General features: G+C 52.8%; 15 protein-coding genes and 1 riboswitch. Of the genes, 9 read left to right on the top strand and 6 right to left on the bottom strand.

Features of this window, described 5'->3' with window-relative positions; all coding sequences use genetic code 11:
• Positions 1 to 167 precede the first annotated feature (167 nt).
• Positions 168 to 1457 (top strand): DUF1835 domain-containing protein, encoded by a 1290-nt coding sequence (locus ACYP03_RS21195; protein WP_459782029.1) that lies wholly within the window; start codon positions 168 to 170, stop codon positions 1455 to 1457.
• Between the two features lie 290 nt (positions 1458 to 1747).
• Here ACYP03_RS21195 and glyS read toward each other — a convergent pair whose 3' ends face one another.
• Together glyS and glyQ are read right to left on the bottom strand one after the other, a co-directional pair.
• The gene (gene glyS / locus ACYP03_RS21190; RefSeq protein WP_459782028.1) at positions 1748 to 3820 is read right to left on the bottom strand and encodes a glycine--tRNA ligase subunit beta; all 2073 of its coding nucleotides are present in this window, start codon (positions 3818 to 3820) and stop codon (positions 1748 to 1750) included.
• Positions 3821 to 3829: 9 nt separating this feature from the next.
• A complete protein-coding gene (gene glyQ, locus ACYP03_RS21185) occupies positions 3830 to 4741 on the bottom strand; it encodes a glycine--tRNA ligase subunit alpha (RefSeq protein WP_459782027.1) in 912 nt (303 codons plus the stop codon).
• Positions 4742 to 5016: 275 nt separating this feature from the next.
• Between glyQ and ACYP03_RS21180 the strand changes: the two genes are divergently transcribed.
• Both ACYP03_RS21180 and ACYP03_RS21175 read left to right on the top strand, forming a co-directional pair.
• Positions 5017 to 5709, top strand: coding sequence for an OmpA family protein (locus tag ACYP03_RS21180; RefSeq protein WP_248144712.1), 693 nt, complete (start codon positions 5017 to 5019; stop codon positions 5707 to 5709).
• Positions 5710 to 5803: 94 nt separating this feature from the next.
• Positions 5804 to 5902, top strand: a riboswitch (yybP-ykoY riboswitch).
• A 93-nt stretch (positions 5903 to 5995) separates the two neighbouring features.
• Positions 5996 to 6553, top strand: a complete 558-nt coding sequence (locus ACYP03_RS21175) for a TMEM165/GDT1 family protein (RefSeq protein ID WP_248144711.1) — start codon at positions 5996 to 5998, stop codon at positions 6551 to 6553.
• An 82-nt stretch (positions 6554 to 6635) separates the two neighbouring features.
• On the opposite strand, the gene tusA is transcribed toward ACYP03_RS21175, so the two are convergent.
• Complete coding sequence (gene tusA / locus ACYP03_RS21170; protein ID WP_248144710.1) at positions 6636 to 6884, bottom strand: sulfurtransferase TusA; 249 nt, start codon at positions 6882 to 6884, stop codon at positions 6636 to 6638.
• Positions 6885 to 7021: 137 nt separating this feature from the next.
• On the opposite strand from tusA, the gene ACYP03_RS21165 reads away from it, so the two are divergent.
• Positions 7022 to 7204, top strand: coding sequence for a hypothetical protein (locus ACYP03_RS21165; RefSeq protein WP_036751247.1), 183 nt, complete (start codon positions 7022 to 7024; stop codon positions 7202 to 7204).
• A gap of 143 nt (positions 7205 to 7347) precedes the next feature.
• Here the strand turns inward: ACYP03_RS21165 and acuI are convergent, their stop codons facing one another.
• The 3 genes from acuI to fadB form a co-directional block, all read right to left on the bottom strand.
• Positions 7348 to 8331: an acrylyl-CoA reductase (NADPH) gene (gene acuI / locus ACYP03_RS21160; protein WP_459782026.1), complete on the bottom strand. Its 984-nt coding sequence runs from the start codon at positions 8329 to 8331 to the stop codon at positions 7348 to 7350.
• Between the two features lie 146 nt (positions 8332 to 8477).
• Positions 8478 to 9647, bottom strand: a complete 1170-nt coding sequence (gene fadA, locus ACYP03_RS21155; protein ID WP_459782025.1) for an acetyl-CoA C-acyltransferase FadA — start codon at positions 9645 to 9647, stop codon at positions 8478 to 8480.
• A 16-nt stretch (positions 9648 to 9663) separates the two neighbouring features.
• Positions 9664 to 11826 carry a fatty acid oxidation complex subunit alpha FadB gene (fadB, locus tag ACYP03_RS21150; RefSeq protein ID WP_459782024.1) on the bottom strand — a complete coding sequence of 721 codons (2163 nt, stop codon included), beginning with the start codon at positions 11824 to 11826 and terminating at the stop codon, positions 9664 to 9666.
• Between the two features lie 349 nt (positions 11827 to 12175).
• Here fadB and ACYP03_RS21145 point away from each other — a divergent pair, with 349 nt between their 5' ends.
• The 5 genes from ACYP03_RS21145 to hemG all read left to right on the top strand — a co-directional run bounded on the left by ACYP03_RS21145 (position 12176) and on the right by hemG (position 17306).
• Entirely contained in the window at positions 12176 to 14050 is a 1875-nt protein-coding gene (locus tag ACYP03_RS21145) for a S8 family serine peptidase (protein WP_459782023.1), read from the top strand.
• Positions 14051 to 14056: 6 nt separating this feature from the next.
• Positions 14057 to 14539: a hypothetical protein gene (locus ACYP03_RS21140; RefSeq protein ID WP_459782022.1), complete on the top strand. Its 483-nt coding sequence runs from the start codon at positions 14057 to 14059 to the stop codon at positions 14537 to 14539.
• A 115-nt stretch (positions 14540 to 14654) separates the two neighbouring features.
• The gene (locus ACYP03_RS21135; protein ID WP_459782021.1) at positions 14655 to 15281 is read left to right on the top strand and encodes a YigZ family protein; all 627 of its coding nucleotides are present in this window, start codon (positions 14655 to 14657) and stop codon (positions 15279 to 15281) included.
• Positions 15282 to 15313: 32 nt separating this feature from the next.
• A complete protein-coding gene (locus ACYP03_RS21130) occupies positions 15314 to 16771 on the top strand; it encodes a TrkH family potassium uptake protein (RefSeq protein WP_248144704.1) in 1458 nt (485 codons plus the stop codon).
• A 10-nt stretch (positions 16772 to 16781) separates the two neighbouring features.
• The gene (gene hemG, locus ACYP03_RS21125; protein ID WP_330961709.1) at positions 16782 to 17306 is read left to right on the top strand and encodes a menaquinone-dependent protoporphyrinogen IX dehydrogenase; all 525 of its coding nucleotides are present in this window, start codon (positions 16782 to 16784) and stop codon (positions 17304 to 17306) included.
• Positions 17307 to 17642 lie beyond the last annotated feature (336 nt).

The following is a 17642-nucleotide window of genomic DNA, read 5'->3' as shown; positions in this document are numbered from 1 at the left end:
TTGTGTTCTCTGGATCCTGTTGTAACCTTGTGATGCGTTGCCCGCGCCACCTGCTCGCGGAAAGGATTCAATCCAGGGTTAACAAAATTGCTGCCTTTGCAGCGGACAAGATTTTTTACCTTCTCTTCTGTCTGGCGGGCGCAGGAATCATTGAGAATGGTGAAATGATGCCTCTACAAAATTCTTTCTCGCTTAATCTGAGCGTTCTCAAATCTCAGGCCAAGCAACGACTTAAAGCTATCCGTCAAGGCAATGCCGAAGCGCTTCTTTCGATTCAGCGCCATCATCCCAAACCGCATTTACTCAGCTCCGAGACAATTCGTCTGTCTGATGTCCAACTCGGGATGGCGAGGGAATTTGGCCTTTCCAGTTGGAGCCGCCTGAAGCTGCATGTGGAATCGCTCGGAGAGCACAGACAATTGATTGAGCGGGGGAGTGAACCGCTGGATCGTGAAATGTGTACCCTTCATGTACGGTGTGGTCATGACATTCAACACAAACTCAGGGACGCTGGTTTTGCCGGGGATTTCCTGCCATTTATCGATCCGTATTGTATCGGTCCATTAACCTCAAGCGCTGAATTTGAGATGCGGCGTGCTGACTTTATTCAACGTACGTTATTGAGTGAGACGGGTGAGACCCGGTCGGTTGAGCTGTTGATGGCCGATACACAGTCGAAGCTGGATCAGATCCGCAACGAGCATTATCAGCGTTTGGTCTTCTGGGTTGAACATGACAATTATGATCAGCTCATGCTGGTTCGGCTGTTGGCATTTCTGGCCGATTTACCGTCTTCAACACGACGTCAGATTGAACTGATAGAAGTTGATCGCTTTCCGGGGCGAGAGCGGTTTATTGGTCTCGGACAGCTTCCAGCGGAAGGGCTGCGGTTACTCTGGCAACAACGCCAGAATCTCAGTCTGGCCAAGTTGCATCAGGCGCGTCAGATCTGGCAGGCGTTCTGTGCGTCGACGCCGCAGCCACTCGTGGCTTTGTTGCACGCTGCTCAGCTAGCCAGATTTCCGAATCTCAAGAACGTTATCATCAGACATTTGCAGGAGTTGCCGCACTGTGGTTCGGGTTTGAGTCTGACACAAATACTGGCGCTTAAGGTCTTGCAGCAGGCTGACAAGCCACTGGCTTTTCCGGATTTGTTTTCAGCTTATCAGGCAACGGAACCGCTGCCGTTTTTGGGTGACCTGATGTTCTGGGTACTGATCAAATCGCTGACTTTGGGAACCGCTCCGTTGATGATTGTTGAGTCTGATGAAAAATCAGAAAGCTGGTTCAATCAAAGGCTGGTAATGACAGATCAGGGCCGTCGCTGTCTGGCACAGCAGGTGAGAGCTGAGTTACCTGTGAGTTGGGTCGGCGGAATGGTGATTCGACCTGAACAATGCTGGTGCTGGGATCATCAGTCGCTGAATTCATTGCGTTTTATCGATGGCAGAAAGTAAGCGGGGACAGATTGGTTTGTGTTTCACGTGGAACAAAACTGTCGGAATGTTCATCTGTTGTTGCGGTTGAAATTGAGCGTGCTGGATAAATTCGGTCTGGTTGTCGTCATTCGCTGCAGAGTGCAGGGTAAGAGCCTGAAGGACAGGATTGATGAGCAATATAAGAAGGGCAAGAATGTTTCACGTGAAACATCGGATGCTGCACTGAATGTGACGGAACTTCAGTTCGAAAAAAGCCCGCGAGTGCGGGCTTTTAATGTCATGCTTGTTTCTCTGAAAACAAACTGCGTTTAGTTTTGCAGCAGAGAGATATCTGCAACTTTCAGGAACTCATTACGCAGTTGGTTCAGCATGGTCAGACGGTTCACTTTCAGTGCTTCGTCATCGGCCATGACCATCACGTTATCAAAGAAAGCATCCACAGTTTCACGCAGGGTTGCCAGCTCAGACAGGGCTTGCTGGTAGTCACCGGCTGCAAAAACAGGTGCCAGCTTCGCGGTTACAGATTCAACATCGTTCGCTAGTGCTTTTTCGGCGTCTTCGACCAGCAGGCTGCTGTCAATGGAGGCAGACAGCTGACCATCAAACTTCGCCAGAATGTTACCGACACGTTTGTTGGCTGCAGCCAGAGATTCAGCTGCATCCAGCGAACGGAAATGGCTGACGGCTTTCACGCGTTTGTCGAAGTCAGAAGGTGAGGTCGGGCGACGTGCCAGCACGGCCTGAATCACATCGACTGTGTGGCCTTCGTCCTGATACCAGGCGCGGAAACGGCCGAGCATGAAATCAATCACGTCAGCTTCAACATCGTGGTTTGTCAGCTTGTGACCAAACAGTTCTTTGGCTTTGCGGATCAGGTCAACCAGATCCAGCTGATATCCTTTCTCGACCATGATGCGCAGGGCACCCAGTGCTGCACGGCGAAGTGCGAACGGGTCGTTGGCACCTTTCGGATGCTGACCAATGCCGAAGATACCAACCAGGGTATCCATTTTATCGGCCAGTGCGACTGCCGCCGCAACGTCTGAACCTGGCAGCTCATCGCCGGCAAAGCGCGGCATGTACTGCTCGTTCAGGGCAACGGCAACATCTTCATGTTCGCCATCCAGACGTGCGTAGTGCATGCCCATGACACCCTGTGTATCGGTAAACTCGAAAACCATTGAGGTCATCAGGTCACACTTCGACAGCAGGCCAGCGCGCTCTGCGTGTTCAACGTTGGCACCAATCTGCTGGGCAATGTAGCCAGACATGGAAGTGATGCGGTCGGTTTTGTCACGCAGTGTGCCCAGTTGTTTCTGGAACAGGACGCTGTCCAGTTCGTGCAGACGGTCAACCAGCGGACGCTTGCGGTCGGTGTTGAAGAAGAACTCGGCGTCGGCCAGGCGAGGGCGGACCACCTTCTCGTTCCCTTCGATAATATGACGCGGTTCTTTCGATTCGATGTTGGAAACGAAGATGAACTTCGGCAGCAGTTTGCCGTTTGCGTCATAAACCGGGAAGTATTTCTGGTCACCTTTCATGGTGTAAACCAGCGCTTCGGCCGGAACATTCAGGAACTCTTCCTCGAACGATGCAGTCAGCACTACCGGCCACTCAACCAGCGAGGTGACTTCTTCAACCAGCTCGTCTTCCAGATCGGCGATACCGCCAACAGCAATGGCTGCTTCTTTGGCACCGGCAATGATATGCGCTTTACGGGTTTCGTAATCTGCAATGACCTTGCCGCGTTCTTCCAGAATAGCCGGGTACTGATCGGCATGCTCGATGCTGAATTCTGGCTCACCCATGAAGCGGTGACCACGAACTGTGCGCGCAGATTCCACACCCAGAATGGTGCCCGGGATCAGCTCGTCGTTCAGCAGCATGACCAGGGTTTTCACCGGACGGATAAACTGAGTTTCTTTATCGCCCCAGCGCATTGGTTTCGGAATCGGCAGTTTTGCCAGTGCAGCTGCAGCCAGCTCACATAGCAGTTCGGTTGCCGGCTTGCCTTTGACGGCTTCTTTGAACAGCAGCCATTCACCTTTGTCGGTTTTCAGACGTTCAGCCTGATCAACGGTAATGCCGTTCCCGCGTGCCCAGCCTTCAGCCGCTTTGGTTGGGTTTCCGTCTGCATCGAACGCAACGCTCACGGCCGGTCCGCGTTTCTCTACGACTTTGTCGGCCTGACCTTCAGCCAGCGCCGTCACTTTCAGAGCCAGACGGCGGGGAGCCGCAAACCATTCAATGTTCCCGAAGGCCAGTTCCGCTGCATTCAGTTCGGCAGCAAAGTTATCGGCGAACGCTTCCGCCAGCGTACGCAGAGCTTTTGGTGGCAGCTCTTCGGTACCCAGTTCAATCAGAAAATTCTTGTCAGCCATGCGGGATCCTTACTTGTCTTTTTTACACATCGGGAAGCCCAGCGCTTCACGAGAGGCATAGTAGGCTTCAGCGACCTGCTTGGTCAGGTTGCGAATACGCAGGATGTAGCGCTGACGCTCCGTCACAGAGATTGCTTTACGGGCATCCAGCAGGTTGAAGGCATGGCCGGCTTTCAGGATACGCTCATAGGCTGGCAGCGGCAGGGGCTGTTCCAGTTCCAGCAGTGATTTACATTCTTTCTCGCACTGATCAAAGAAAGTAAACAGGAAGTCGACATCGGCGTATTCAAAGTTGTAGGTCGACTGTTCTACTTCGTTCTGATGGAAGATGTCGCCGTAGGTAACTTTCCCCAGCGGGCCGTCAGTCCAGACCAGATCATATACAGAATCAACGCCCTGGATGTACATGGCCAGACGCTCGATACCGTAAGTGATTTCACCGGTCACCGGTTTACATTCCAGACCGCCCACTTGCTGGAAGTAAGTGAACTGAGTCACTTCCATGCCGTTCAGCCACACTTCCCAGCCCAGGCCCCAGGCACCCAGCGTTGGGTTTTCCCAGTTGTCTTCTACAAAGCGAATGTCGTGAACCTGCGTATCTACGCCCAAGGCTTCCAGAGAGCCCAGATACAGTTCCTGAATGTTGTCCGGTGATGGCTTGATGATGACCTGGAACTGGTAGTAGTGCTGCAGACGGTTCGGGTTTTCCCCGTAACGACCGTCAGTCGGGCGGCGTGATGGCTGCACGTAGGCAGCAGCGATTGGCTCTGGTCCCAGAGCACGCAGGCAGGTCATTGGGTGCGAGGTTCCGGCGCCCACTTCCATATCCAGCGGCTGCACGATAGTACAACCTTGCTTGCCCCAGTATTCCTGAAGCGTCAGGATCATGCCCTGAAAGGTCTTAATGTCGTATTTTTGCATTGTCAGCTTCACGAGATCCGTTGATATAAGTAGAAAAGATAACAATCCAGTATACCTTGGCTGGCTTTGCGGGAGTAGGGGCCGCGCACGTTTTTTGCTCATAATGACAGCTTGTGTAAATTTTTGTCATCAGACTTCCGCCATAAGCAGAAACAGGGTAAAAAATTGACAGATTTTTGATATCCGATGGACACTCTTGTCTACAATGCAGCAAGATAGTGCTCAGTTGAAACGGGCGTCTCGCTGAGCTGACGAACAATAAATGGGGAACAAGCATGCAACAACACACTTCTGCGGCTTCACGTAAGTGGGTACGCGCTATCCTTTTCGCTGGTGTTACTTCAATGGTGGCGACAGGTTGTACGACTGTGAATCCTTACACTCGTGAAGATCAGACCGCGAAATCAACCAGCGGCGCATTAATTGGTGCTGTGGCCGGTGCGGCGATCGGTGTCGCTTCATCCAGTAAAAAAGACCGTGGAAAAGGCGCTTTGATTGGCGCGGCTTCCGGCGCGGCACTGGGCGGCGGTATCGGTTATTACATGGATGTGCAGGAAACCAAGCTGCGTCAGCAACTGGAATCCACCGGTATCAGTGTCACCCGTAACGGTGATCAGATTGTCCTGAACATGCCGAATGCCATTACCTTTGGTGTTGATCAGTCGAATCTGAGCCAGCAGGCGATGGATGCACTGCAAAGTGTCGCGATGGTAGTCAATGAATACGATAAAACTCAGCTGAACGTTTACGGTTTCACTGACAGTTCAGGTTCTGATTCGTACAACCTGCGTCTGTCTCAGGTTCGTGCCAGCGAAGTCAGTAACTATCTGGTCCGCAATGGCGTCGCGGCACAGCGCGTTCTGGCGAAAGGCATGGGTGAAGCCCATCCGATTGCGTCGAATGCCAACCAGCAGGGTCGTGCACAAAACCGACGTGTTGAGATTGTGCTGAGTCCGCTCGAATCTTAATGACGTTTCGGCTAGTCACACTTTTCAAAGGGAAGCTTCGGCTTCCCTTTTTGATCACTTGAATCCCGGCAGGGTTCTGGCTATCATGCCGGTTCCTTTGGGGAGTAGCCTTCCGTTCTGACGGAACAATCATCAACATAATTGAAGCAAAATCTTCATGGTGATTGTGACTGACCATATCTCCGGTCGGTTTGGCGAGACCATAGGCAAATCGATATGAACCGGGGTGGGGCATGTCTGTTTGTCTTTGGTTTAAAATAATTATCCTCGCCCCAAAGAGCATGTCGTGAGCATTTTAGCTGTTTCTATTACTACCGTCGCATTGGCCGAAATCGGGGATAAAACCCAGCTGTTGTCATTGCTGTTAGCCAGCCGATACCGCAAACCAGTCCCGATTATTTTAGCGATCTTTTTAGCGACGATTTTGAATCATGCCCTGGCAGCCTGGTTGGGCGTTGTGGTGGCGGATTATCTGTCGCCGGAAGTTCTGAAATGGGTACTTGTGGTGAGTTTCGTGGCGATGGCGGGCTGGATTCTGATCCCGGATAAACTGGATGACGACGAGTCGATTTCCAGCCGCGGGCCATTTATTGCCAGTTTTATTGCTTTTTTCATTGCTGAAATCGGTGATAAAACGCAGGTTGCGACCACGATGTTGGGCGCAAAGTATCATGACGGTCTGATGCTGGTTGTATTGGGAACGACCATTGGTATGCTGCTGGCAAATGTGCCTGTGGTGCTGCTCGGGAAGTTATCGGCTGATAAAATGCCGTTGGGACTGATCCGCAAAGTGACCGCTGCGTTATTTGCGATGTTGGCTGTGGCTGCGGCGGTGGGTCTGTAATTCAGACAGAATGGGTGCACTGGGGCTCAGTGCGCCGGTGTAATCAAAATGTCATCAGGCAGCGCTAGGCTGCCTGACTCATTTATGCCTTGCCTTTCCGGATAAGAAAGCGATAAGGCAGGGATTCGGTATCCGCAGCCAGCAGGGTGTGATCCATAAAACGGCAGAAACTGGGAATATCGCGGGTGGTCGACGGATCATCGGCCAGCACCAGCAGGGTTTCGCCGTCGGCCATCTTGCGGACAGTTTTACGCACCATCATTACCGGTTCCGGGCAACGCAGTCCTTGTGCCTCCAGGCTGTGAGTGGCGGAATCAAAATTCGTGGTCATAGTCGTGCCATATCGTAAATGAGAGCCAGATCATACTCATGGATAATAAATAATCAACCAGGGGTTGGCAAAGGTAACAATTATGTGTAACTTAGTTAACAAGTTGTTAACTAAGTTGTCATCGCAGGGAGGCGGAGATGATTACTCAGATGGATAGACTGACTATTTACTGTGTGCTGTGCTTTATCGCTTTCTGCTCGATTGTACTGCGCAACGTTGATGAATTAACTGTCTTCTCGCTGGCGGGCCTGGTTGCCGCAGCGATTGGACTCTGGCTCGAGCTCTCACATTCTCCGGAGCTTGAGGAAGAGGAAAGCTAACTTTCACATCTACTACACTCCCCAGTTTTCTTGGGCTTCCCCGCTATTATGGCGGGATTTTTTTTACCTGTTGATCGTGGAAAAAAACCTCACCCGGTCAAACCGGATGAAGTTTTGGTAAATGTCTGTGAAAAAGCGATGGTTCAGGACAGCTTCACCAGTGTACGGCCGGTGACCTGGCCCTGAATAATTGCCTGAGCTAGTTCCGGCACCTGTTCCAGTTTGACGGTCTGGCCAGCTTGCTGGTAAAAGCTGTCCGGCAGCAATTCACTCAGCCGTTGCCAAGCCTTTACGCGTTTGTCATAAGGGCAGTAAACCGAGTCGATCCCTTGCAGGCGTACATTCCTAAGAATAAAAGGCATGACGGTGGTCGGTAAATCAAAGCCGCCGGCCAGTCCGCATGCTGCCACGACGCCATTGTAGTCGAGCTGGCTCAGCACTTTCGCGAGAACCTTGCTGCCGACGGTATCAATGGCACCTGCCCAGCGTTGTTTTTCCAGCGGTTTGGCTGGTTCTTCCAGTTCGCTGCGCTCAAGGATGGTGGTGGCACCAAGTTGTTTGAGCAGCGCACCATTTTGCGAAGCACGGCCGGTGACGGCTGTAACGCGATAGCCCAGTCTGGCCAGCAAAGTGACCGCGACGGAGCCGACACCACCGCTGGCACCGGTGACCAGTATCTCGCCGGACTCCGGCGTCAGGCCGGCATCTTCCAGGGCTTGCACACAAAGCATGGCGGTCAGCCCAGCGGTTCCGATCACCATGGTTTGCTCACAGGTTAGGTTCGCCGGTAAGGGAACCAGCCAGTCGGCTTTGACCCGGGCCAGTTCAGCCATGCCGCCCCAATGATTTTCACCGACGCCCCAGCCGGTCAGGACGACCTGATTGCCTGGCTGGTAGCGGCTGTCGCTGGATGACTTGACCGTCCCGGCAAAATCGATGCCCGGTACCATCGGAAACTGGCGGATGATCTTTCCTGCACCGGAGATCGCCAGGCCGTCTTTGTAGTTGAGGGAGGAATAGTCCACTGCAACTGTCACATCTCCGTCCGGTAATTGACTGTCTTCCACATCGCCGACTTGCGCCAGTGTTTTATTATCTTGCTGGTTGAGGATCAGTGCCTTAAACATGGTTTTTCTCCGTGCGAAGTAAAAGCGGTAAAGCATGAGTGTAGTGAGTCAGCTTGTCTGAAATCTGAATCTCAGACAAATTTTCCTGAAATTTAACCGAAAAAAAGCCCGCAACCGGTGCGGGCTTCGTGTTTGTCAGGGAAGAATTAACTATCCACTCGTTCAAAAATGGTGGCAATCCCCTGACCCAGGCCGATACACATGGTCGCCAGGCCGTATTTGACGTCGTGATGTTCCATCAGGTTAATCAGCGTGGTCGAAATACGGGTACCGGAGCAGCCCAGCGGGTGACCCAGTGCAATGGCGCCGCCGTTGAGGTTCACTTTCTCGTCGACCAAGTCCAGCAGACCCAGGTCTTTGGCGCATGGCAGGGATTGCGCTGCGAAGGCCTCGTTCAGCTCAACCATGCCGATATCGTCAATTGTCAGACCGGCACGCTTCAGTGCTTTCTGGGTTGCCGGTACCGGGCCGTATCCCATGATGGACGGATCGCAGCCGGCAATCGCCATGGACTTGATACGGGCACGGATCTTCAGACCCAGTTCCTTCGCTTTGCTTTCGCTCATGATCAGCATGGCAGAAGCACCGTCAGACAGGGCTGATGACGTACCTGCAGTTACAGTACCGTTGGCCGGATCAAAGACCGGACGCAGGCCGGACAGGGTTTCCACTGTGGTTTCAGGACGGATGACTTCGTCGAAATCATATACTTTCAGGATACCGTTTTCATCGTGACCTTCAGTCGGCAGGATTTCTTTTTTGAAACGGCCTTCAATCGTTGCAGCATGGGCACGCTGGTGCGAGCGGGCGGCAAAGGCGTCCTGCTGCTCACGGCTGATGCCATGCATACGGCCCAGCATTTCTGCGGTCAGACCCATCATGCCAGCGGCTTGTGCCACAGATTTGGACAGGCCCGGGTGGAAGTCGACACCGTGATTCATCGGCACATGGCCCATGTGCTCGACACCACCAACCAGACAAATCTCTGCATCACCGACCATGATGGAGCGGGCGGCACAGTGCAGGGCATCCATGGATGAACCGCACAGACGGTTGACTGTGGTTGCACCTACGGTATGCGGAATACCGGCCAGCAGTGCGGCGTTACGGGCAACGTTAAAGCCTTGTTCCAGGGTTTGCTGCACACAGCCCCAGTAGATGTCTTCAATCGCTGTTGGTTCGACCTGAGGATTACGCTCCAGCAGACCTTTCATCAGGTGTGCTGACAGATCTTCAGCACGTTTATTCCGGAATGCACCGCCTTTAGAACGCCCCATCGGGGTGCGGATGCAATCAACAATTACGACGTTATTCATGTGTTTATCCTCGTCCTTAAGCGTTTACGGGTGCGTTGTAATAGCTTTCGCCTTTCTCTGCCTTCTCACGAAGACCGGCAGGAACTTCGTAAACCGCGCCAAGATGAGCGAATTGATCAGCCATTGCCACATAGTTCGCCAGGCCGATGGTATCCAGGTAACGGAAAACGCCACCACGGAACGGAGGGAAGCCCACACCATACACCAGTGCCATATCTGCTTCTGCCGGGGTCGCAACAATGCCTTCTTCCAGACAGCGAACGACTTCGTTGATCATCGGAACCATGGTGCGGGCAATGATGTCTTCGTCACTGAAATCAGCGGTACGGCTGACCACAGGCGCCAGCAGTTCAGCCACTTCCGGTGCCAGATCTTTCTTCGGCTTGCCTTTCTTGTCGATGGAATAGGCATAAAAACCTTTGCCGTTCTTCTGGCCCAGACGCTGGTTCTCGAACATCACGTCAACAGCATCTTTGTAGTCTTTGCTCATGCGCTCAGGGAAACCTTCAGCCATGACGGCCTGCGCGTGGTGCGCGGTATCAATACCAACCACATCCAGCAGATAAGCAGGGCCCATCGGCCAGCCGAATTTTTTCTCCATTACTTTATCGATCTTGGTGAAATCGGCGCCGTCACGCAGCAGCAGGCTAAAACCGGCAAAGTAAGGGAACAGAACCCGGTTGACGAAGAATCCAGGGCAGTCATTGACCACAATCGGGGATTTACCCATCTTGGCAGCGTATGCCACCACGCGGGAAATGGTCTCTTCCGAAGTGTGCTCACCCCGGATGATTTCAACCAGCGGCATGCGGTGTACCGGGTTGAAGAAGTGCATGCCACAGAATTTTTCCGGGCGCTTGAGTGATTTTGCCAGCACGTTGATTGGAATGGTCGAGGTATTTGACGTGATCACAGTGTCTTCACTCACACGTTCTTCAACTTCGGCCAGAACCGCGGCTTTTACCTTCGGGTTTTCAACCACAGCCTCAACAATCACATTAGCATCTTCAATACCGGCGTAATGCAAGGTCGGCTGGATAGACGCCAGGATTTTTGCCATTTTCAGGCCATTGAGCTTGCCGCGCTCCAGTTGCTTGTTCAGCAGCTTGGAAGCTTCGGTCATCCCCAGATCCAGCGATGGCTGAGCGATGTCTTTCATCATCACCGGTACGCCTTTCAGTGCAGACTGATAAGCAATACCGCCACCCATGATACCGGCACCCAGTACGGCTGCACGTTGGGTGTCTTTGCCTTCTTTGGCTGCTTGCTTCGCTTTGCCTTTGATGTACTGGTCATTCAGGAAGATACCAACCAGTGCCGGAGCCACTTGGCTTTTCGCCAGCGCAACAAAGCCTTTGTTTTCAACTTTCAGTGCTTCGTCGCGGCTCATGCGCGCGGCTTCTTCAATACATTTGACCGCCGTGATCGGAGCAGGATAGTGCGGACCTGCAACTTGCATCACCATGCCTTTGGCCATGGTGAAACTCATGGTGGCTTCAATTTTGTTCAGTTTCAGCGGAGCCTGTTTTTGGGCACGGCGAGATTGCCAGTCCAGTTTACCGGCGATCGCATCTTTCAGCATGGTCAGCGCCGCGTCGTGCAGGGCTTCAGGTGCAACAACGGCATCAACCAGGCCAAGCTTCAGGGCTTCCGGAGCTTTCTTTGCTTTACCTGCGGCGATGATGTCCATCGCCGGATCGGCACCGATCAGGCGTGGCAGGCGTACGGAGCCACCCCAGCCAGGCATGATACCCAGTTTGGTTTCTGGCAGGCCGACCAGTGCGGTTGTGTCGGCAACACGAATGTCTGTTGCCAGAATACATTCGCAGCCGCCGCCCAGCGCAAAACCGTTAATCGCTGAAACGGTCGGGACAGAAATGTCTTCTAGGCGGTTAAAAATGGCGTTGGCGTCAGCCAGCCAGCTGGACAGGGTCTCAGCTTCCTGCGTCATGATGTCAGGGAACTCGGTCACATCTGCACCAACAATAAAAGCAGGTTTGCCGGACGTCAGGAGTACACCTTTCAGTTCGGTTTGTTGATACAGCGCGTTGATAGCTTCACTGAGGTTTTCCAGGGTCTTGCGATCCAGCTTATTCACGCTGCCTGGCGCATTGAAGTTGATTTCCGCAATGCCATCCTCCAGATAGCTTACGGACAGGGTTTCACCTTGGTAAATCATGTTCTATCTCCGTGAATACCGGTTCACTTGCCGGCTTGATTTTGACTGGTTTGACCTGCAACCAGGTTAAAGATTAGTCTGGACTTGTTGTAAATGGATTTCAACACCTATTTTAAACAATTGTTTAAACCTTGATGTGAGTGTGTTGCAAAAGGTGATATGCACCGAAGCTTCGTTGGGTTATTCGTGGCTGATTTATTGAGTGCAATCTTTTGCTTTTGCGAGGCATTTCATTCTGCTTATCTTTTTTCACCGCTTCGTGTAGCAATGATGACTGTTGTCAGTATACATCCTGACTCTATTCCATCACTGGAATATTAATGGAATGAATCATATGAAGGATGTATGCATGAAGACAGCGCTGAAATTATTGCCTGTACTGGTTACGGCGGCTCTGGTGCCGGGGATGGCCCATGCGGCGACTCTGGCACAAGCGGCTGTGGTTCCGGAGCCGGGTACCGGTTGGGCCGGAGTACAGGATGACTTCACCTCAGACCCGCTTTATCCGCACCAGTGGCATCTGCAAAATCATGGCCAGACGGCATTTTCCCGTTCAGCCGGCATTGCCGGGCAGGACATGAACCTGTACGTGAGCCATACGACTGGCGTGCGTGGTCAGGGCGTTACTATTGCGGTTGTGGATGATGGTCTGGAGATAGGTCACCCGGATCTGGCACCGAATATCCGTCCGGGCTCGCGGGATGTTGTGAATCACGATGATGACCCCTCGCCGGATGATCCGACCGACGGACACGGAACGGCGGTCGCCGGAATCGCAGCTGCCGCGGGCTGGAACGGTATCGGTGGCCGCGGTGTCGCACCGGAAGCGGGTCTGAAGGGGTTCAACTGGCTGAACAATCAGTCGATGGAAGCCTGGCTGCTGTCACATGGGGAAGCGGAAAACACGGCTGATGTGCGAGTGTTTAACCAGAGCTATGGTTCGTCCTCTTTATTTCCCCGCAAGTATGACCTTAATGATCTGGATGTTGCCCTCAGAGAGCAGGTCTACGAACACGTAACACGTGAATCCCACCAGGGACTTGGCAGCCTGTTCGTGAAATCAGCAGGTAACAGCTATCACCGCTTCACGATGAATTTTACCTCTTTGGGTCGAACGCGGATTCTGCCGGGTGACTATTACGATCCGAATCGGGTTGGCCCGCCGAACAATGGCCTGCCTATGCAGGACAGCAATATTACCCCGGACAATGCCAACTACTGGAATATGGTGGTGTCGGCGGTCAATGCTGAGGGTCAACGTTCCTCTTATTCGTCCGTCGGTGCGAACGTATTTGTTGCTGCACCGGGCGGTGAGTATGGCACGGATTCTCCGGCAATGATCACCACAGATGTGAGCGGCTGCGATGCCGGGTACAACACCCTGACGCGTACGACGAATGCGCTGCACGGAGGCACGGCGCTGGACCCGCGCTGTGAGTATAACGGTACCATGAACGGTACATCATCAGCGGCTCCGAATGCATCGGGGACTGTAGCCATGGTGATGTCGGCCAATCCGGACCTGAGCTGGCGTGATGTGAAGCATATTCTGGCGTCCACGGCGACCAAAGTCGATCCGAACAACACCGGGGTCAGCCTGACATTTCGTAACCTCGCCAATGAAACCAGCACGTATCAGGCAATTCCCGGCTGGCAGACCAATGCTGCGGGGTATGAATTCCATAACTTCTATGGCTTTGGCCGGGTGAATGTTGATGGTGCTGTGGCGATGGCACAGGACTATGAGACACCTTTGCCGCCTTTGTCGGTGACGACCTGGCAGCGTGTGACGGCACAGTCACAGATCCCGGATGCGACGTTGCAGGGGGCTGTCAGTGATTTCAACCAGCTGCAGGACTTTGTTGTGGAAGCGGTTCAGGTGAAGGTCGACATCGATCACCAGCGTGTCCATGACCTGGCGATTGAGCTGATTGCTCCGTCCGGTACCCGCAGTGTCATTATGTCGCCTCGCACAGGCATGGTCGGCCAGTCGATCAGCAATCAGGTGGCCGGTTTTGAACAGCAATTGCTGCTGTCGCATCATTTCTATGGTGAGTCTTCTCAGGGACGCTGGCAGTTGGTGGTGCGCGATACCAATCGGGATGAATCCAGCTGGATTGCACAACCGGCTGAAGGAGAGCGGATCACGGTCCGGCAGGCCAATAACACTCAGGATGGCGTACTGAAATCCTGGGATATTCGATTCTTCGGACACGAGGGGTAAGTCAACATGAAAACCATTGGAATGTTCGCGTCATTGCTGTTTGTTACCCCGGCACTGGCCGCCTTGCCTGCAGTTAAACTAGTAACTGAAGCAGAAGCGAGCGCCGGTACGTTGATCCTGAACGGTGTGGCCTATCAGCGTTTGACGGATAACCAACCTCAAACTCGCCAGAAACGCTCACTGTCGGCGCCTCTGGCATCGGCAGAAACCTCTGCACTATATAAGGGAGATAAGCTGCGGGCACTGGACAGTGTCGGCGACACTGTTGAGGTGACCGGCAGCTTTCTGATCCGCCTTGGGCAAGACAAGGATGCGGCCGGTTTTGCGGCGCAGCATCAGCTGGAACTGGTTTATGCCCGTGGCGGTATTGCCCTGCTGAAGGCAAAAGATGGCCGCAACCTGCTGCCTGTCTTACAGTCGCTGGAGCACAGTTATCAGGTGGAGCAGGTGACGCTGGAGCTGAACCGTCAGCAGAACCAGCCTCAATAAACCAGGTGCTGCCGTTCAGAATATAAGGAGCTTCGGCTCCTTTTTTTGTGTTGTGAATCTGTACGCAGGGTTATGTTATTCTTGCGCCTTTCGATGATGTAAACGGACAAATGACATGGCACAGGCTCCATATCCCATCCCGGCAGCACCGGTGATTGCTGAAGAAGAAATCAAAAAGAGCCGGTTTATCACGTATCTGGCACATACGCCGGGTCTGGATGCCGCCAAAGCCTTTGTTCAGGAAATCAAAACGCGCCACGCCGATGCCCGTCATAACTGCTGGGCTTTTGTGGCGGGACGTCCCAACGATTCCATGCTGTGGGGATTCAGCGATGACGGAGAGCCTTCGGGAACGGCAGGCAAACCCATCCTGGCCCAGCTGAGTGGCTCGGGTGTCGGGGAAATCACAGCGGTCGTCACCCGGTATTATGGCGGGATCCGACTGGGCACCGGCGGTTTGGTGAAAGCTTATGGCGGCGGGGTACAGCAGGCGCTTGCTGTGCTCACCACCAAAGAAAAGGTGATTACTTCACCACTTTATATCAGCTGTGCGTATAATCAGGTGCCATTGCTGGAGGCTGTGATAGCCGAGCATGGTGCCGAGGTCGTTCATGCTGAATACGGTGCTGACGTCCGTATGACGCTTGAACTCGACTGCCGTCTGGTCGATAACTTCAAAGTCATGTTGATCAATCGCAGTAGCGGCCAGATTCGCATTCAGGACGCAGATGAAACTTCTTAAAAGAACAAAATGAAGAGCGCCCGCTAGATATTATGCAAATTCGTTCGATTATCCGTATTGTTGGCCTGCTGCTGGCATTGTTTAGTTTTACCATGCTGGTGCCAGCTCTGATCGCGTTACTGTATCGTGATGGTGCGGGTTTTCCCTTTGTCGTAACATTTTTTATCTTGCTCGCCGGGGGCGCTGCATTGTGGCTGCCCAACCGGCACCATCGGCGCGAACTGAAAGCGCGTGATGGCTTCCTGATTGTGGTGCTGTTCTGGACGGTGATTGGCAGCGCCGGTGCAGTGCCTTTTATTCTGTCCAAAACCCCGGACCTGTCGCTGACCGATTCCTTTTTTGAGTCTTTTTCTGCCCTGACTACAACGGGGGCGACCGTGATTGTCGGGTTGGATCAGTTGCCGAAAGCGATTCTGTTTTATCGCCAGATGCTGCAATGGTTCGGCGGGATGGGAATCATCGTCCTGGCCGTGGCGATTTTGCCGGTTCTGGGTATCGGTGGGATGCAGTTGTACCGGGCTGAGATCCCGGGGCCTGTGAAAGACAGTAAAATGACACCACGGATTGCTGAGACGGCGAAAACCCTGTGGTTTATCTATCTGGCGCTGACGGTTGCATGTGCGGCTGCCTTCTGGATGGCAGGGATGGATCTGTTCAATGCCATTGCCCACAGTTTCTCGACGGTCGCCATCGGCGGTTTCTCGACGCATGATGCCAGTATCGGCCACTACAACAGCACCGCGATCAATATGGTGACGGTGCTGTTCCTGCTGATTTCAGCCTGTAACTTCTCACTGCATTTTGCGGCCTTCTCTAATCGGGGAGTGCATCTGCGTACCTATCTAAGAGATCCTGAGTTTAAAGCCTTCCTGGTGGTGCAGCTGATCCTGCTGGTGATTTGTTACAGCTTGCTGATGAAGCACCAGACTTATGAGAGCTGGTGGTCAACCCTGGACCAGGCGCTTTTTCAGACCGTGTCGATTTCAACAACGGCAGGTTTTACCACCACCAGTTTTTCAGAGTGGCCACTCTTTCTTCCTGTGCTTTTGCTGTTCTCTTCCTTTATTGGAGGATGCGCCGGGTCGACAGGGGGGGGCATCAAAGTGATCCGCGTCTTGTTGCTGTTCCTGCAAGGAGTGCGTGAACTGAAACGACTGGTGCACCCGCGGGCGGTCTACACCATCAAAGTCGGGAACAAGGCATTACCACAACGCGTCGTGGATGCCGTCTGGGGTTTTTTCTCAGCGTACGCGCTGGTGTTCGTCGTTTGCATGCTGGTTCTGGTGGGGACTGGAATGGATGAGCTGACCGCATTCTCTGCGGTGGCTGCAACGCTGAATAACCTCGGGCCGGGTCTCGGACAGGTTGCCGTACACTTTGGTGAGGTCAATGATGCCGCGAAGTGGACGCTGGTTGTCGCGATGCTGTTTGGCCGACTTGAAGTATTTACCTTGCTGGTTCTGTTCACCCCGACATTCTGGCGCAATTAAGGAGAAGACTATGGAAAAGGTACTGATGCTGCACTCAAGCTGTGAAGGGCAGACCATCAAGATCCTCAAACATATCGTCCAGGACCTGGGCGCGGAATATCAATGTGAGATGCAGGATATTCATCAGCTGCCAGACATTAACTTCAGTGAATACGATAAAGTGCTGATTGGTGCTTCCGTACGTTACGGACATCTGAATAAAAAGCTCTATCAGTTTATTGAACGTCACCATGCATCGCTGGCCGCACAAAAAGCTGCTTTTTATTGCGTGAACCTGACAGCCCGTAAACCGGGTAAAGACACACCGGAAACCAGCGTCTATATGCAGACGTTTCTGAAAAAGTCATCCTGGCAGCCTGAATTGCTGGAAGTTTTTGCCGGGGCATTGCGGTATCCGCGATACAACTGGTTCGATCGCACCATGATTCAGTTCATCATGCGTATGACTGGCGGGGAAACCGACACCACAAAAGAAGTAGAATATACGGACTGGAAGCGTGTATCCGCCTTTTCTCAAGCTTTTAAACAACTATAGTGGGCAAAATTAGCTGCTTTTGATTAACTTTTATCCGAAAAACAAAAAAAACGAAAATTTCTCAAAAATGCGCTTGCGCCCTGAAAGAAAGTCCCTATAATGCCGCCTCACTGAACGGGATTACGGCGAAGAAAGCTGAAAACCAGAGGTTCACAGGAAAGTTGTTCCGAAATTGATTGAAAAAAGTGTTTGACACAGTTTTTCATTTCGATAGAATGGCCGCCCTGTCCACGATGAGCGAAATGCGAATCTGGAAAAAGTTCTTTAACAATTTGACCATGCAATCTGTGTGGGCACTCGACAATGATACAGTCAAAAAGATTTTATCAGTGAACT

It is taken from the genome of Photobacterium sp. R1, assembly GCF_054600795.1.
Note: the sequence above shows the minus strand (reverse complement) of the source record. Positions and strands in the feature narration are given on the sequence as shown.

Excerpts from the sequence above, each read along its gene's own strand:
- ACYP03_RS21165 (WP_036751247.1), top strand. The coding sequence starts at position 7,022 with ATGATTACTCAGATGGATAGACTGACTATTTACTGTGTGCTGTGCTTT.
- glyS (WP_459782028.1), bottom strand. The coding sequence starts at position 3,820 with ATGGCTGACAAGAATTTTCTGATTGAACTGGGTACCGAAGAGCTGCCA.
- ACYP03_RS21195 (WP_459782029.1), top strand. The coding sequence starts at position 168 with ATGCCTCTACAAAATTCTTTCTCGCTTAATCTGAGCGTTCTCAAATCT.
- ACYP03_RS21140 (WP_459782022.1), top strand. The coding sequence starts at position 14,057 with ATGAAAACCATTGGAATGTTCGCGTCATTGCTGTTTGTTACCCCGGCA.
- ACYP03_RS21130 (WP_248144704.1), top strand. The coding sequence starts at position 15,314 with ATGCAAATTCGTTCGATTATCCGTATTGTTGGCCTGCTGCTGGCATTG.
- glyQ (WP_459782027.1), bottom strand. The coding sequence starts at position 4,741 with ATGCAAAAATACGACATTAAGACCTTTCAGGGCATGATCCTGACGCTT.
- fadB (WP_459782024.1), bottom strand. The coding sequence starts at position 11,826 with ATGATTTACCAAGGTGAAACCCTGTCCGTAAGCTATCTGGAGGATGGC.
- ACYP03_RS21135 (WP_459782021.1), top strand. The coding sequence starts at position 14,655 with ATGGCACAGGCTCCATATCCCATCCCGGCAGCACCGGTGATTGCTGAA.
- tusA (WP_248144710.1), bottom strand. The coding sequence starts at position 6,884 with ATGACCACGAATTTTGATTCCGCCACTCACAGCCTGGAGGCACAAGGA.
- ACYP03_RS21180 (WP_248144712.1), top strand. The coding sequence starts at position 5,017 with ATGCAACAACACACTTCTGCGGCTTCACGTAAGTGGGTACGCGCTATC.
- ACYP03_RS21145 (WP_459782023.1), top strand. The coding sequence starts at position 12,176 with ATGAAGACAGCGCTGAAATTATTGCCTGTACTGGTTACGGCGGCTCTG.
- fadA (WP_459782025.1), bottom strand. The coding sequence starts at position 9,647 with ATGAATAACGTCGTAATTGTTGATTGCATCCGCACCCCGATGGGGCGT.
- acuI (WP_459782026.1), bottom strand. The coding sequence starts at position 8,331 with ATGTTTAAGGCACTGATCCTCAACCAGCAAGATAATAAAACACTGGCG.
- hemG (WP_330961709.1), top strand. The coding sequence starts at position 16,782 with ATGGAAAAGGTACTGATGCTGCACTCAAGCTGTGAAGGGCAGACCATC.